This is a genomic window from Rhizobium sp. KNZ14-9A (assembly GCF_056755015.1).
Map to the genome: position 1 here is coordinate 400,223 of NZ_JBPGXB010000001.1, position 15,105 is coordinate 415,327.

Sequence of the window (15,105 nt, forward strand, 5' to 3'; positions counted from 1 at the left end):
ACCTTCATTTTCATGTTTCTTGAGGATTTCATTTGGTGCCAATCGGCAGACAGGATGGTGGATATGCCTGCGACGGCTCCTCCGAAAGGGCGGATCCGCGTTCGAACGACCGAATAATGAGGTGATGTTGCTAGATCAGCATAGGGATTGTTGCTGGGCAGCACCTGACCCCCATGGCCATTTAACAGTCAGGCAATCTCCAGCCTTGATGCAGCGTCATCACACGATCGGCGTGTTTTACCTTTCGATGTAGTCTTGTATTCTCCGTGGGAAGCATTGAGGCGGCGGGCCACGATGTCGTGGTTGAGCCACCGGACTGGCCCGGAAGGTGAAGATGATGCACCGAAAATAAGTTGTCCGGTCGCTTCCACGACCAGAGCGCTCAGGAGATCGCTGATCATGACTTTGCTGTCACGGTGCATCGAGGTGATCTGGTTCGACGTGCCGATCGTCAGGTCGGCCTGTCCCTGGTTGTTGGGCATCGGCCACGCGGAGAAGTTATAGAAAGGGGTCATGACTTCGCTCGCCTGCAGGTCACTGATCTTGCGGATGACGTCATCTATCGTGAAACCATCCGCCAGAAGCTCTTGGCATTTTCGCCATTGTTCGGCCGCCCATTCGCCACCGTTCTCCTTCTTCAGCGCAAGCAGAAGGGGTATGAGAGGCAGTTCAATGCCCGTGAATACGTCGGATGAATTGGTCCGGATCTCGGGACAGTTGTAGACGCTCGCCTTCACGCCCATCGCCCAGGCATCCTCGGCAATACCTTCAAGGCGCATCTTGGCGTAGCCCTGCGTGTAGTTCGTGTATGTCTGCCACCGGTATTCTCCGTCGATCAGGATACCCGTGCCGTGATAGCCATATGCCGTGTACCTAACCTGGCCGCCCGAGGCTTCCACGCGCTCCCGGATCGCCGCGCTGAAATCGATAAGATGGCGGAAGGTGTTTGCCGACACCTCGTCGAAATTGCGAAGGATCAGTTTGCCCATATCGCTTTCGACCAGGGCTTGCGACGACATGTGTCGCGGTCCCGTTCCCTTGTAGATTCTGTTGGCGACGACCAGGAAGGCTTTTGCCTTGGGAATGCCTCCGGCCATCGTATGGGCAAAGAAAACGTTGCTCCCGTCGGCAATCATGCCGTCGAGGATGGTCATGACCTGCGACAATGAATCCGTAAACCGTGCCGTCCCTACGGCCTGGCATTTTTCTATATATTCCCAGTCAAGCCTTTCACGCTCCCAGCTTTCGAGCGTTAGCCCGGCAAGAAGGTCGGTAGGCGTGGGACCGTCTGCTGGCGCGTCGAGATCGAAGCCAGCCATCAGCGGAACGTTTATGATTGTTCCGCCGAGCCTTGCTTCCGCTTCACAGAGCTCATCGTCGGTCAGAGGCCGCAGGACATTCTTTTCGTCGCGCCGCCCGACCGTAATTCCGACGATCCGCATTCCGACTTTCCGGACTTGGTCGAGAAGGCCGGTCGCGTAGCCGCGACCGAACAATTCGCCGAAGAGAACGAAGACGTCGCCTTTGCGAAACACTGTATTTTCGGAGATATTCTCCAGCGCGATCGGTTTTTCCATCGAGTCACCGCTCCAATAGTCGTTGATGACTTATTGAACACAGTCGTTCTCGATGGAAAGTCATTTAAAATGACGGATGATGTCGAAACGTGAAGCTTCAAAAGCCCTTACATCACTGCTCTTCAAGCTGCCGCAGGCAGGGGGCAAGCCCGTATCGGCATTTGACGCGCATTCCAAGCTGCCGCTCTCTATCAAGGGCATTGTAAACTTAACGGGCACGAGGCAGTCGTAGCCAGCTTGCACTGTGGCGGCTCACGTCCGAGCGATTTTTGCCCACAGGTTCATTGCCTCTGAACGCAGGTCTCGATGATGGCTGGATGAGATGTCGTGGCGGGGATGTGGAACAGGTTGGCAATCGGATCATGGATGGAGACGAAGCGCTGCAAATGGCGCTGTGACTTGAAGCGCTTCATGATCCGCTCTCGCCGCCGGATTGGCTGATGGGAATTCTCCGCTCGATTGTTCAATCCTTTATGTGAACGGTGTTCGACACTTGGCATGATCTCGCGCTTTGCAGCGTCGTAGGATCGAAGCTTGTCGGTGATCATCACACGCGGCGCGCGCGCCTGGCTCTTCAACAGCTTGCGCATCAGACGCTTGGCTGCCTTTGCATTGCGACGACTTTGCACCAGAACGTCGAGGACGAAACCGTCCTGATCGACGGCGCGCCAGAGCCAGTGCTTCTTGCCGCGGATCGAAACGACAACCTCGTCGAGGTGCCACTTGTCACCAAGACGACCGGCTGAATTTCTCTGCCCAAAGCCGGACCGTTTGATGCGAGACAATAATCCCTCGTGCCGCCAGCATGTCTTCGACCATCCGCAAGCTGAGAGGAAAACGCAAATAGAGCCAGACAGGATGCGCGATGATTTCAGCGGGAAAGCGATGGCGGCGGTACAGCGGATCACGGTCTGTCATGGTCCGTCATCTCACATCGACATCCACGCTTCGTTAAGTTGACGATGCCGCTCCGACTGCCAACGCCACATCCCTACCTCAACTTGTATCCATGATAACTGACTTTATCATCGATAAACAACGTAAAACGAGCGCATCGACGTTCGACCCCGTCATCATGACCACTGTCAATGGGTTCAATTCCACCTAGGGCTTACACGAACCGGCTTTTAGCACCCACGTGTTTGTCGCCAGGTTTCGTATTTTTCTAGGTGCTCATCCTTGGTGGGCGGGTAAAGACCGATGATGGCTTCGCCAGCCTTGACCTGCTCGAGGACAAAATCCTCGTAGCTTTCCATCGCCGTGCATTCCTCGGCAAGTTCTTCCGCAAGATGAGCTGGGATTACCATCACGCCGTCTCGATCGCCGACCACAACGTCTCCTGGGAACACGGCGACGTCGCCGCACGCGATGGGCACGTTGATGTCGATCGCTTCGTGCAGGGTGAGGTTGGTGGGAGCGGACGGTCTTGCGTGATAGGCGGGCATGTCGAGTGCGCCGATACCTGCGGCATCACGGAAGCCGCCATCGGTGACGACGCCGGCGGCACCGCGCAGCGCCAGTCGGGTGATAAGGATGGAACCGGCGGTGGCGGCGCGAGCGTCCTTGCGGCTATCCATGACCAGCACATGGCCGGCAGGGCAGGTCTCGATCGCCACGCGCTGCGGGTGGTCGGCGTTGCGGAAGACGGTGATCGGGTTGCGATCCTCACGGGCCACGATATAACGCAGCGTAAAGGCCTGGCCGACCATGGTATCCGCCTTCGCGGCAACCGGCACCACGCCCTGGATGAACTGGTTGCGCAGGCCGCGCTTGAACAGCGCCGTGGCAATCGAGGCGGTCGAGATCTTCTTGAACTTGGCGCGGGTCGCGTCACTCAGCACGTAATCGGTCATCTGTATTCCCTTCCTCAATAGATATCCGGCTCGCCGGCATTTTTGCCGAAACCGGTTTCCAGAAAATCGAAATCGCAGCCTTGGTCGGCCTGGGTCACGTGGCGGGAGAACATCCAGCCGTAACCGCGCTGGAAGCGGGGTTCAGGCGCCTTCCATTCGGCCTTGCGGCGGGCAAGCTCATCCTCGCCGACCAGCATGTCCAGTTGACGATTGGGCAGATCGAGACGGACGATATCGCCGTTTTTCAGAAGCGACAGCGGCCCGCCGACATAGCTCTCCGGCGACACGTGCAGCACGCAGGCACCGTAGGATGTGCCGGACATGCGGGCATCGGAGATGCGCAGCATGTCGCGGTGGCCTTTTTTGATCAGGGCTTTGGGGATGGGCAACATGCCCCATTCGGGAAAGCCGGGTCCGCCGAGAGGGCCGGCATTGCGCAGCACGAGAACATGGTCGGGCGTGACATCGAGATTCTCGTCGTCAATCGCCTTCTTCATCTCCGGGTAGCTGTCAAACACCATGGCCGGGCCCTGGTGCACATGGTACTTCGGATCGCAGGCGGCAGGTTTGATCACAGCCCCGTCGGGACAGAGATTGCCGCGCACCACGGCGAGCGATCCCTCATGATAGACCGGGTTGGAAAGCGGGCGGATGACGTCGTCGTTATAGACCTGCGCACCCTCGAGGTTTTCACCCATGGTCTTGCCGGTCACGGTCAAGGCGGAAAGTTCGAGCCGATCCTCGATCTGCTTCATCAGCGCGCGCAAACCGCCAGCATAGAAAAAGTCCTCCATCAGGTAGTCTTTTCCGGAGGGCCGGACATTGGCGATGAGAGGCGTGACGCGGCCGAGTGCATCAAGGTCGTCGAGCGTCAGGTTGACGCCGGCGCGGCGCGCCATGGCGATCAGGTGCACGATGGCATTGGTGGAACAGCCCGTGGCCATGGCAACGATCGCGGCATTGCGGCAGGCGGCGTCGGTGATGATCTGGTCGGGGGTAAGATCTTCCCAGACCATGTCGACGATGCGACGGCCGCAAGAGGCCGACATGCGCTGGTGGTTGGCATCAACGGCCGGGATCGACGAGGCGCCGGGCAGGGTCAGGCCCATGGCATCGGCAATCGCGGTCATGGTCGAGGCGGTGCCCATGGTCATGCAGGTGCCGGCGGAGCGGGCGATGCCGCCCTGTACGCCCAGCCATTCCTCATCGGTAACGTTGCCGGCACGGCGTTCGTCCCAGTATTTCCAAGCGTCCGAGCCTGACCCCAGCACCTTGCCGGCATAATTGCCGCGCAGCATCGGGCCGGCCGGCAGGTAGATCATCGGCACGCCGGCGGAAATCGCCCCCATCACGAGGCCGGGCGTGGTCTTGTCGCAACCGCCCATCAGCACCACGCCGTCGAGCGGGTGCGAGCGGATCATTTCCTCCGTTTCCATCGCCAGCATGTTGCGGTAGAGCATGGAGGTCGGCTTGGTGAAGCTCTCATCGACGGAGAGCGACGGCATCTGCACCGGGAAGCCGCCGGCCTGGCTGACGCCGCGTTTCACGTCCTGCACGCGTTCCTTGAAATGCGAATGACAGGTGTTGAGTTCCGACCAGGTATCGAGAATGCCAATGATTGGTTTGTCGCGAAAGTCCTCTTCCGCATAGCCAAGCTGCATCATGCGCGACCGGTGACCGAAGCTTCGCAGGTCGTCGGGCGCGAACCAGCGGGCGCTTCGCAGCGTTTCGGGCGTCTTTGTTTTCGTCATGGGAATGACCTTCTCGGGAATGCGAAGGAACAGCCTGACGCTATTCCTTCATGCCCCATTTCTGGATGGTGTGGCGTTCGATCGTCTGGAAAACCAGGTTTTCGACGATAAGGCCGATGATGATGACGGTGAGCAGGCCGGCGAACACGGCCGGGATGTCGAGCAGGTTGCGGTTCTCGAAAATGAACCAGCCGAGACCGCCCTGTCCGGACGAGACGCCGAAGACAAGTTCGGCGGCGATCAGCGTGCGCCAGGCAAAGGCCCAACCGATCTTGAGGCCGGTGAGGATGGACGGGAAGGCAGCCGGCACGAGGATGCGCAGCACGTAGGAAATGCCGGTGAGACCATAGTTGGCCCCGACCATGCGCAAGGTGCGCGATACGCCAAGGAAGCCGGAATGCGTGTTGAGGGCAACGGCCCAGAGCACCGAGTGGACGAGGACGAAAACCAGGCTGGAGGCACCCAGCCCGAACCAGATCAACGCCAGCGGCAGCAGCGAGATCGCCGGCAGTGGGTTGAACATTGCCGTCATGGTTTCGAGGAAATCGGTGCCGATGCGGGTGTTGATGGCAAGCACGGTCAGGAACGCGGCAAGCACGGTGCCGACAGCATAACCCATGAACAGGATCTGCAGCGTCGTCCAGATACGGGCCGGCAGCGTGCCGTCGGCAAAGCGGTCGATCAGCGTGGCGATCGTGTCGGTGAGCGTCGGGAACAGCAACGGGTTGTCGAGATAGGAGGAGTAGACCTGCCAGATGATGGCGAGCGTCAGGATCAGCAGCGTCTTGCGCAATGCTCCGATGCCCCACAGGGTCTCGAAGGCGCTGAGCTTCTGTTCCACCGGCTTGATGTTGTCATAGGGTTTGTTGGCCTCGACATCGGCCGCCAGAATGATGTTTGCGGACAGCATGGCTCTATTCCTTGTGACCGGGCTCGTTCGAGAACAGCAGGTTATGGATGTCGCGCTCGAGGGCTGCAGCGCTGCCGTCCTCGTGGCTGATCTTGTCGACATCGACGACCTCTGCCTTCACCCGGCCGGGATGCGGCGAGAGTAGCAGGATTCGGTTGGAAATCTTGATCGCCTCGGCGATCGAGTGGGTAACGAAGATGACCGTGAACTTGGTGTCTTCCCAGAGCTGCAGCAGTTCGTCCTGCATCTGCCGGCGGGTCAACGCGTCAAGGGCGGCGAACGGTTCGTCCATCAGCAGGATGTCCGGCTGCATGGCCATGCCGCGGGCAATCGCCACGCGCTGTTTCATGCCGCCCGACAGCGTGTGCGGATAGCTGTTGATAGCGCGGGTGAGCTTGACCTTGTCGATATACTGGCGGGCCAGCGCATCGGCTTCGGCCTTCGGCAGCTTGCGGGCGACCAGAAGCGGGAACATGACGTTTTCCAGCACCGTCTTCCACGGCATCAACTGGTCGAATTCCTGGAACACCATCATGCGATCCGGCCCGGGACACTTCACCTGACGGCCGTTGATGTGGATCGTGCCTGCAGATGGCGTCATGTAACCGCCGACGGCCTTGAGCAGCGTGGACTTGCCGCAGCCGGAAGGGCCGAGCAGCACGAAACGGTCGGATTCGCGGACATTGAAACTGACGTCTTCGGTGGCGGTGATGAGAAGGTTGGGTGTCTTGTAGCGCAGTGTCACGTGGTCAACGGACAGAAGCGGTGCCTTGTCGGCAGCCGGCGCAATGCGCTCGGCGGCGGCAATATTTGCCTGCATCATGGGTTCACTCCCTAAGAGGAGCAGCGGCGAGCGTGTCCGCCGCTGCTGGTGTCGCGACGGGCTCAGTTGCCGTTGAGATAGGCGCTGTCGGGCAGGTAATAGTCCGTCCAGGCCTTTGGCATGGTCTTCAGCGTGCCGATCTTGTTGAGATGTGCGGCAAACTTCATCGTTCCCTGCGGGTCGGTGCGCCATTCGTCCATGCCGGGTTCCTTCAGCATGGCGAGAAGATCGTCGAGGCTGGTCTTGTCGCCGGAGACGGACTTATAGGCTTCAAGGGCTGCCTTCGGATCCTTCTTGATGAAGGCGACGGCCTCTTCGGTTGCCGTACGCAGTGCCTTGACCAGTTTCGGATTGGCTTCTGCGAAGGCCGTGGTGGTGAAGAAGGTGGCTTGGGTCAGGGCACCGCCAAGGATTTCGCGGGAATCCGTGACCTTGTGGACACCTTGCTGTTTCAGCTCGACATACTGGAACGGTGGTGCGGAGAAGTGGTTCTTCACTTCATGCTTGGAGTTGGCGATGGCTGCCACTGCATCCGGATGGCCGAGCTGCACGGTGTTGGAATCGAATTTCTTGACCTGATCGTCGCCATACATCTTGGCGGCCGCCATCTGCAGCAGAATCGCCTGGGTGGAAACGCCGACGGTCGGCACGGCGATCTTGTCGCCCTCGCCAATGTCCTTCAGCGATTTGATGCGCGGGTCGTTGGAAACCATGATCACCGGCTGAGCCGAGCTGGTGATGATGCCCTTCACCTTGCCGCGGGTGCGATCCCACAGAAGCAGAAGGTTGCCGGTGCCGGTGTTGACGACATCGACATTGCCGGCAAGCAGGGCGTCGGTCTGGGCGCCACCGCCGCTGAAGGTCCGCCATTCGACGGTGACGCCCTCGACGCCTTCCTTGGCAGCCTGCTTCTCGATGAGTTTCTGCGTCTCCATCACATGGCTGGCAAGATAGAGAATGCCGGGCTGCCGGGTGATGGAGATATTGGTCTTGTCCTGCGCCTGGCTCGGACAGGCCAAGCCGAGAGCCATAACAATTGCGGTCACGCCGCTGATCAACAGTCGCATGGTTTTCCTCCCAAGGTGCGAGCCCTCCCGGCCCGGGTTTCGCCTAGTGTGAAAAGCGAATAATGTATTGAAGCACTAAAACATCAGTGCATCAACCCCGCTTTTATGTTTTAGTACTGCGATGGCGAGCAGGTGGATGGAAATGGCATGGGTAGTGTGATGAGGGGCAGCCAACTGGACCGTTCGCGGCAGGTGGCGCTACAGGTGCATGAAATTCTGCGGGAGCGGATTCTCAAGGTGGAATTGGTGCCGGGCACGATTTTGTCGCGGGCATCGTTGCAGTTGGAGTTCGGGGTCAGCCAGACGCCGGTACGTGACGCCCTGATGCGGCTGCAGGAAGAAGGGATCGTCGATGTCTATCCGCAATATGCGACGGTTGTGGCGAAGATCGATATCGACCATGCCAGGCAAGCGCAGTTCCTGCGGTTATCGATCGAACTCGAAGCGGTGCGAAGGTTAACTGAGGCTGCGCCCGCCGAGACCGCAGCCGAGCTTGGAGAAATTCTTGCCAGGCAGAAAGCGGTGGCAACGCCCGAAACCTACGACACATTCGACGGCATCGACCGCGAGTTTCACAGAAAACTCTATGAAAGGAGCGGCATCCTGCAGCTCTGGGCAAATGTTCGACGCCAGAGTGTTCACCTCGATCGACTGCGTCGCCTAAACCTGCCAATGCCTGGAAAAATGCAGATGGTGATCGCGGATCACGAGGCGATTGTTGAGGCCGTGGCGTCCGGCAAGCCGGAGAGTGCTGCGGCGGCGTTAAAGAAGCACCTTTCGGGTACCCTTTCTATCATCGACGTTATCAGTGCAGAATTCCCTGATTACATTCGACCATGACCGCAATTAGGCTTACCTGTCCCGCCGGAACCAGTTTTACCCGTTACCATCACTCATTGCATGGTGAAGTTCACATGGGCTCTGACAATCCAAACACCCCTGGCGCGATTGACGTCGAGCAGGAAAGTCACGGCAGTTCGTCACGCATGGAGTTCACGATTTCGAGCGTCACTGGCGGCGTATCCGGCCGAGTTGAGAGCAGTGGAATGAAATTGCGCTCGCCGCTGCTGGGCGGTCGACGCAGAGAACGTCTCGCCAGCTCAGAAATGACCTCGCCGACGCTCCGGTGCTGCTGGGTGGCCATCGCTTTTGCGGCGATCAGAACATCGTCGTCGATTGCCAAGGTCGTTCTCATATCCGCCTCATCACGCATCATATAAAACAAGTGGTCGTCCTTCTCAATGTGGGTACCAAGGACGCTCCCATTGCGCCAATCTGTTCGCCGGCGAAAACCGTTGAAATCACATTCTCAAATGTGCGCAAACCACGGGTCTCCGGTTCGAACTGCTCAAGGCGGCGGAGCTTGGACGCAACGAAACAGCCTCTGCAACCTTGGTTCAAAGATGGCACGCTAAGGTCAACAGCACCGCCCGGCAACCTCAATCGCGCCTATGACCGGACTGATGGCCAGTCCCCGAATTTGCGAAAGAATGCGCGGAGAAGGCCGCCGCGCTGCCAAAGCCGACTTGACGCGCCGCTGACTTCACCTTCCCTCCTTTGGCGAGCTTCCGTCGAGCAAGAGTCAAACGCCATCCCGTCAAATAAGCCTGCGGCGTTGTACCGACCAAATCGCGAAACAGTGCCATGAAATGGCTTCGTGACAGCCCCGGTGCGGAGTCCCGCTATCTGCTCATGGAAGTTGTTTCGGGTTAACGCGCCCCTTTCTGTACGCCATCTTTTTGGCGCGATTGCCGCAGGTGCCCATGTCGCACCAGCGCCTTGAGCCGTTCTTCGTGCGATCGATGAAAAGCCAGTGACAATCATCCGGTGGACACTGCTTCAGTCGAGAGAGTTCGTCGCCACGAAGCAGGTCGAGGGCTGACCATGCGAAGGTGCCCGTCACACGATAGATTCCCTCAAAATGCAATGTGTACGGGGATCCGGAAAGCGAAGCATGGCGCAGGGCCACCGCGGCAATATCGCGAATGACGTCCAAATCCGTGCGCAGCGGATCGAGGCCGCTCGCGATCGCCGAACCCGCCGCATAGACCGCCTTGCGAAGCGCAAGGACTTGCTCGAGCAGTGTCCTTTGCTCCGGCGGCGATGCGACGAACTCGTCGCCTATCAGGCCGACTTCTTTGGACCACGCCAAGAGGTCATCGAAGGTCGCCAAATGGTCGACTTCCCAGGCCGTGCTGCGCCAACTGATGGTGTTGGCGAGATCAAGCGCGAGATTGCCTGAAATGCGGTGGGGCAGGGACATCGCGTAGCTTTCATTTGTTTCCTTAATCGGCGCCGTCGCCCTGGAACGAGGCGAGTTCAACGCAGGCTCTGATTGTCAATCAGGATGCGATGGAGCTCGATGCGCTCCGGCAGCTCGATTAAGAACTCTGCGTCGCGATCGAGATGATGAACCTTGATCGGATCGCCCTTCGTGAAGGCGGTCATCGCCTCAATGTCCGGCCAATAGGAGATAGTCGTGAACCACGTCACCTCGTCCCGGTCCTCTCGAAAGAGCTGGACGCCTAAGGCAACCTCCTGAAGCGGAGCGATGCCCTCGGCTCGCAAATAGGGCTCGTAGCTGTCGGCGACGTCGCAGCGAGTACGGCCGCGCCAGATACGTGCAATTGTGGGCTTTGTGACCATGTATGTCTCCTCGAGTTCGAGATTTCGCTTAGAGGCGCGGTCATCGGAGCGCCCGAGAGAGGAACTCGCGGACGAGCGGTAGCGCCTGTTCGAAGTGCGTTTCCAGCAGCCAATGGCCGGCATCGTTGAGAATGTGGAACTCGGCGTCCGGGAGATCGCGCTGGTAGGCTCGCGCCGACGCCTCCGGCATGTAGCCGTCCTGTGGGCCCCACACCACCAGCGTCGGCGGGCGGTGCTCGCGCAGATAGGCTTGATAGCGCGGGAACCAGTCGAGGTTCTGCTCCAGCTTTTCCATCAGGCCGACTGACACCATTTTGCGTGTTGGGGTGTCCATGAGCGGCCAATGCAGTTTCCAAAGGTCAGGGGGACTCGGCTTGCCACCTCCTCCGAGACTTCACCGACGAACTCCTTACGAAATCCGTCCTCGCTTACGGCCGCGTCGAGAGGGCGGTGCTTCTCGGGCGACCTGTCGGCCCACCACGCTTTGATCGTCTCGTATTTAGGGCCGAGCACGTCTTCGTAGATGTCGCCGTTCTGAATTATCAGCGCGGCGATCCGCTCCGGCTGGGCGATGGCATGCCGGAGACCGATCTGCGAGCCGTAGTCGTGGAGCCAGAGCGCGTAGCGCTCCAGGCGGAGCGCCTCAGCGACATCGCCGAGCACCTCGGCGTAAGCGTCGAAGTCATAGCCGAACTCGGCGGGGTCAGGCGTGTCGCTGTAGCCAAAACCCGGCCAGTCGAAGGCTACGGTGCGCCACTGATCGGCGAGCGCCGGCATCAACCTCCGGAACTGATAGGAAGAGCACGGGTATCCGTGCGGCAGGAGCAGAACGGGAGCGCTCCTCGGTCCCGCTTCCCGGAGGAACAGCGTATGCCTGCCAATGGCGGCCCGACGATGAGTTATTTCGCGTCTTGTCATGCTTTTCTCTCCTAACAGCTTCTCCCGTCTATTGGAACCGTCATAATGCATTTAGACGGTTCTTGTTCCATTCTCCTGGATGCGCTAATGGTTAGCTGTCTGTCGCGGTTCCCCTAGCCAAACGCGAAGCAGCCATGCGGGCTGCTGCCAAATTCAAAGCCGTTGCGACCGGTACAACAATGAAAAAGAGCCGAATGACATCATTGATGATCGAGCATCCCCGTTTTCTCTTGCGGGATTTCACAGATGCGGATCGAGCCGCGTTTCTGGGTTACCAGATGGATCCGCGCTATCTCGCGCTCTATGACTTTGAAGCTTCAGACGTTCAGCGGCCTAATGATCTCTTCGATTTATTCAGCGAATGGAGCAAAGCTACGCCACGCACAATTTCCAGATCGGTATCTTCGACGGACGAACGGGAGAGCCGTGCGGCTGCGCGGGGCTTCGTATGTCGAGAGACGACGCGCCAGTTCTCGGAGTCGAACTCGCTCCCGCAAAATCGGACCATTTCGCGCTCGCGTTCGATGTGGCCGCAGCGCTGGTCGGATACGGCTTCAGCCGACTGCGGCTTTCTACGATCGTCGGGAATACCTCAAGCGGCAACAAGCGCGGGGAGAAGCTTGCTCGGTGGTTCGACGCTAAGATCATCGCCGAACGCGATGGCCCCGAGGGATGCGCACCCGCGGCTTTCGAGAAGTAGCCTGGGCGATTGATCGCGCCGCATCGGAGGCGTCGCCTAAGAATAGGCGTCCACAAAAACCGCACGTGGTGTCGTCGCGGACGCACTGACCGCAGAAACCGGCCGAGCCGGACCAAATTTGACGAAGTAAGCACTAACTGCGTTCTATCGTCTGGTGTCTTATTGCAAACAAGGTAACCGACCGCACGTTCGATCAATTTTGCGTCCCTTTGATGCATCTTGGATAGCGTTTGTTGCTTCCAAACTTGATGAGTGCAGAGCGATTAGCTTTCCTATTCGACGCCCTTTCACCCGCCTCTGTAACTAAACATATCAATTTGTATAAGGCTTCCCGAATAGCGCTCGTGTCGGGTTTGTGTAAGAACACTGCTGCTTCGCGTTTATGAAGATTCTGCCAATCGTGTTGAGCAGCAGCTGGGCTGCCAAGATGGCCGTCGAGCCTGTATGGTCGTAATCCGGCGCCACTTCGACGAGATCGACGCCGATGATCGTGCCACGTTTGGCAAGCCCGGCGATCAGTTCCAGGACCTCATAGTAGATGAAGCCGCCATGGCTCGGGGTCCCAGTGCCCGGCGCGATCGACGGATCGAAGCCGTCGATATCGATCGTCAGGTAATAGCGTTTCCCAGCCTGAACACGCTCCAGAACGGCATCGACACCAAGCTTGCGGATCTGGCGGACCGAGAGGATATCTGAGCCCTGCGCCCGGGCATAATCATAACCTTCCTTGGCGGTAGAGGAGACATTGCGGATGCCGAGCTGGGTCATGCCGGTGACCCAGGGTTTTTCCGAGGCGCGGCGCAGCGGGACTGCCATGGCCGAAGCGAACGCCGTGGCGCTCGTCAACGAAGTCGAGATGCGCATCAAACTGCACGACATGGATCGGCTCCTGCTCGCTGAAGGCGTTGATGCAGGGAATGTTGACCGAATGGCCGCCGCCGAGCACGACCGGAAGCGCGCCGGCGGCCAGGATCTTTCGCACGCCATATTCGATATTGGCATGGCTCTTCATCGTGTCGGTATGGACGATATCGGCGTCACCGAGATCGACGATGCGTAGGCCTTCCAGGTAGGTGTCATAGCCGCCGGCGTGGCCGAAGGCGAAAAGTGTCGACGCCTCGCGAATGCCTCGTCTGGCTGTCGGAACCGACATCAAAGCCGACCCGACGCCGTCGCGCGGAGAAAATCGCTGATAGCAACAGGCATGAAGTACGCCTCACGGCCATGTTCATCAATGGAGACCGATGGCCGGCTGAACTATCAGGCACCCAGACCGTGCTGGTGTCCGATGGCCCGATGATCATGCCAGACTGCCGATGATCGCGGCCCCGGCAATGAGGATGACGAATCGGAAACGCAGTGCCGGAGGGTTTATCTTCATCGTGGATCATTGCCGGAAAACGCCTGACTAAGCCTCGACAATATAAACAATCGTCAGCGCAGCGGGTGGCCGTTGTCGCGTGCCGGTTATCACCTTCCGAAGGGCGTTCCCGCTGATACACTGAGGGAATAGGGAAAAAATCTGATGTTGCCAGCGCCCATTCAGATCTCAGGGCGCCAGCAGGACGAAATTTGCGGATAGAATCGGACCAAAGTCCGATGCTAGAAAGGCCGCCCTTAGCGCCCTCTCATCATTTGCCTCGCAAAGAGGCGACAGGCTATAAATTGTTGTGGGAAACGATCGAGCGAAAAAAGCCCCGCGTAGGGCGGGGCTAGGAGAGCGGACTGGAAAAATGGAGAAGCGCGCGACATGCGTACATCCCCACGGCTTCGTGAACGCAAAGTTCAAGGAAAGGTTCCCAGAAAAATAAAGAGGTCGCTGCGATCGAAAAAGAGCCCGCCGAAACGGGCCAGTTTTGGGGGGCTAAACAGGGGATCGCGCGACGCCTTATGGGCAGGTTGACTGGAGATCTCGCCGCACGATCCTTGCGCTCAACTTTGGGAGACCTGTAAAGTTCCGATGATGGAGCTAATTTTTGTCAGTCGCCTGGTTCGTCCTATCATTGCCTGATTGGGACCAAGTGCGAAGACCGTGGTGCCGCATGACGGTGGACCTCAGGGAACTGAGAGATCAACTTCGCGACCTCAGGTGTACTTATCCCGTCCCTGGTGATGGCCCTGCCGCCGATAAGGTTGCCACGCTGTTAGAGCAGGCTATTGTAGGCAAAGGCGCCATTGAGCACGATTGATACGCTCAAGGGCACGGCCGTAAATTTGCTTAGTCGATCGCAGCTTCTCAACTAACTGCCCGCGTCAGAGTGCCGGCCCAGCAGAGCAAAAATTGCGATGGGTGGAGAAGGACCCTGAGTTAGGACGAAGGGACCCTTCTCCGACTGATGGGGCAGCATCAGCGAGGCCGACATATAAGCGGTGGATGTCAATGAAATGACAACCAGATGCTATCCCGCCACCGCCCCATCATCGTCTGATGGTTTTTGTCGTGATATAGATTGCCAATAAGTCCAGCGTGGGATGATGATGGCCTCTACGGCGAAGGCGCGCTTCACGGACTGAGTGCGGACGTCAGAGCATCCATATGCTTGAAGGGCTCGCCGTCCGGTGCGATATCCAGCGAAACGGTGATGCAGGAGACGGTGAAGGCAAGGCCGATCACGCCCGAACACCTCGATGATTTCCGCGTCGCTCAGATGGGAATTCGCCTCCCGCACCAACGCACCATCGGCCTCTGCCGGCAGTCCAGCGGCATCGACGAGGGCCAGAATGCTGAGCTGGCGCGGCGAAAAATGTGCGGGGGCATGGCCCGGTTTTTGTAATTCCTGCATTTGCTCATGGCGGGTCCTTCCGCGGCAGTCGGAGAGCACGTCTAAGAGATAAGAGGCGAACGGGCTCAGCGATACTC

13 protein-coding genes and 3 pseudogenes are annotated in these 15,105 nt (G+C 58.8%); 3 read left to right on the forward strand and 13 right to left on the reverse strand.

Annotation, left to right across the window (positions count from 1 at the left end; genetic code table 11):
* Positions 1–188: 188 nt before the first annotated feature.
* The 7 genes and pseudogenes from ACR9ZQ_RS02070 to ACR9ZQ_RS02100 all read right to left on the reverse strand — a co-directional run bounded on the left by ACR9ZQ_RS02070 (position 189) and on the right by ACR9ZQ_RS02100 (position 7,981).
* The gene (locus tag ACR9ZQ_RS02070; RefSeq protein WP_481426728.1) at positions 189–1,577 is read right to left on the reverse strand and encodes an enoyl ACP reductase FabMG family protein; all 1,389 of its coding nucleotides are present in this window, start codon (positions 1,575–1,577) and stop codon (positions 189–191) included.
* A gap of 252 nt (positions 1,578–1,829) precedes the next feature.
* Positions 1,830–2,495 (reverse strand): annotated as a pseudogene (locus ACR9ZQ_RS02075) (IS6 family transposase).
* A 209-nt stretch (positions 2,496–2,704) separates the two neighbouring features.
* Positions 2,705–3,430: a ribonuclease activity regulator RraA gene (locus ACR9ZQ_RS02080; RefSeq protein WP_439019161.1), complete on the reverse strand. Its 726-nt coding sequence runs from the start codon at positions 3,428–3,430 to the stop codon at positions 2,705–2,707.
* Between the two features lie 14 nt (positions 3,431–3,444).
* Entirely contained in the window at positions 3,445–5,181 is a 1,737-nt protein-coding gene (araD, locus tag ACR9ZQ_RS02085) for an L-arabinonate dehydratase (protein ID WP_310384272.1), read from the reverse strand.
* A 40-nt stretch (positions 5,182–5,221) separates the two neighbouring features.
* Positions 5,222–6,091: an ABC transporter permease gene (locus ACR9ZQ_RS02090; RefSeq protein ID WP_439019162.1), complete on the reverse strand. Its 870-nt coding sequence runs from the start codon at positions 6,089–6,091 to the stop codon at positions 5,222–5,224.
* A 4-nt stretch (positions 6,092–6,095) separates the two neighbouring features.
* A complete protein-coding gene (locus tag ACR9ZQ_RS02095; RefSeq protein ID WP_481426729.1) occupies positions 6,096–6,914 on the reverse strand; it encodes an ABC transporter ATP-binding protein in 819 nt (272 codons plus the stop codon).
* A gap of 62 nt (positions 6,915–6,976) precedes the next feature.
* Positions 6,977–7,981, reverse strand: coding sequence for an ABC transporter substrate-binding protein (locus ACR9ZQ_RS02100; protein ID WP_310384278.1), 1,005 nt, complete (start codon positions 7,979–7,981; stop codon positions 6,977–6,979).
* Positions 7,982–8,128: 147 nt separating this feature from the next.
* Between ACR9ZQ_RS02100 and ACR9ZQ_RS02105 the strand changes: the two genes are divergently transcribed.
* A complete protein-coding gene (locus ACR9ZQ_RS02105; protein WP_310384280.1) occupies positions 8,129–8,821 on the forward strand; it encodes a GntR family transcriptional regulator in 693 nt (230 codons plus the stop codon).
* A 127-nt stretch (positions 8,822–8,948) separates the two neighbouring features.
* On the opposite strand, the gene ACR9ZQ_RS02110 is transcribed toward ACR9ZQ_RS02105, so the two are convergent.
* The 5 genes and pseudogenes from ACR9ZQ_RS02110 to ACR9ZQ_RS02130 form a co-directional block, all read right to left on the reverse strand.
* Positions 8,949–9,176, reverse strand: coding sequence for a CopG family transcriptional regulator (locus ACR9ZQ_RS02110; RefSeq protein ID WP_439019322.1), 228 nt, complete (start codon positions 9,174–9,176; stop codon positions 8,949–8,951).
* A 244-nt stretch (positions 9,177–9,420) separates the two neighbouring features.
* Complete coding sequence (locus ACR9ZQ_RS02115) at positions 9,421–9,627, reverse strand: helix-turn-helix domain-containing protein (RefSeq protein WP_439019165.1); 207 nt, start codon at positions 9,625–9,627, stop codon at positions 9,421–9,423.
* 44 nt (positions 9,628–9,671) lie between these two features.
* Complete coding sequence (locus ACR9ZQ_RS02120; RefSeq protein WP_481426730.1) at positions 9,672–10,244, reverse strand: CGNR zinc finger domain-containing protein; 573 nt, start codon at positions 10,242–10,244, stop codon at positions 9,672–9,674.
* Positions 10,245–10,300: 56 nt separating this feature from the next.
* A complete protein-coding gene (locus ACR9ZQ_RS02125) occupies positions 10,301–10,627 on the reverse strand; it encodes a hypothetical protein (RefSeq protein ID WP_310384284.1) in 327 nt (108 codons plus the stop codon).
* A 40-nt stretch (positions 10,628–10,667) separates the two neighbouring features.
* Positions 10,668–11,545: pseudogene (locus ACR9ZQ_RS02130) on the reverse strand (alpha/beta fold hydrolase).
* 361 nt (positions 11,546–11,906) lie between these two features.
* Here ACR9ZQ_RS02130 and ACR9ZQ_RS02135 point away from each other — a divergent pair.
* Positions 11,907–12,245: a GNAT family N-acetyltransferase gene (locus ACR9ZQ_RS02135; RefSeq protein WP_481426731.1), complete on the forward strand. Its 339-nt coding sequence runs from the start codon at positions 11,907–11,909 to the stop codon at positions 12,243–12,245.
* 312 nt (positions 12,246–12,557) lie between these two features.
* On the opposite strand, the pseudogene ACR9ZQ_RS02140 reads toward ACR9ZQ_RS02135, so the two are convergent.
* Positions 12,558–13,377: pseudogene (locus tag ACR9ZQ_RS02140) on the reverse strand (agmatinase); the annotation flags it as partial.
* Positions 13,378–14,827: 1,450 nt separating this feature from the next.
* Here ACR9ZQ_RS02140 and ACR9ZQ_RS02145 point away from each other — a divergent pair.
* A complete protein-coding gene (locus tag ACR9ZQ_RS02145) occupies positions 14,828–15,019 on the forward strand; it encodes a hypothetical protein (RefSeq protein ID WP_481426732.1) in 192 nt (63 codons plus the stop codon).
* Positions 15,020–15,105: the final 86 nt, after the last annotated feature.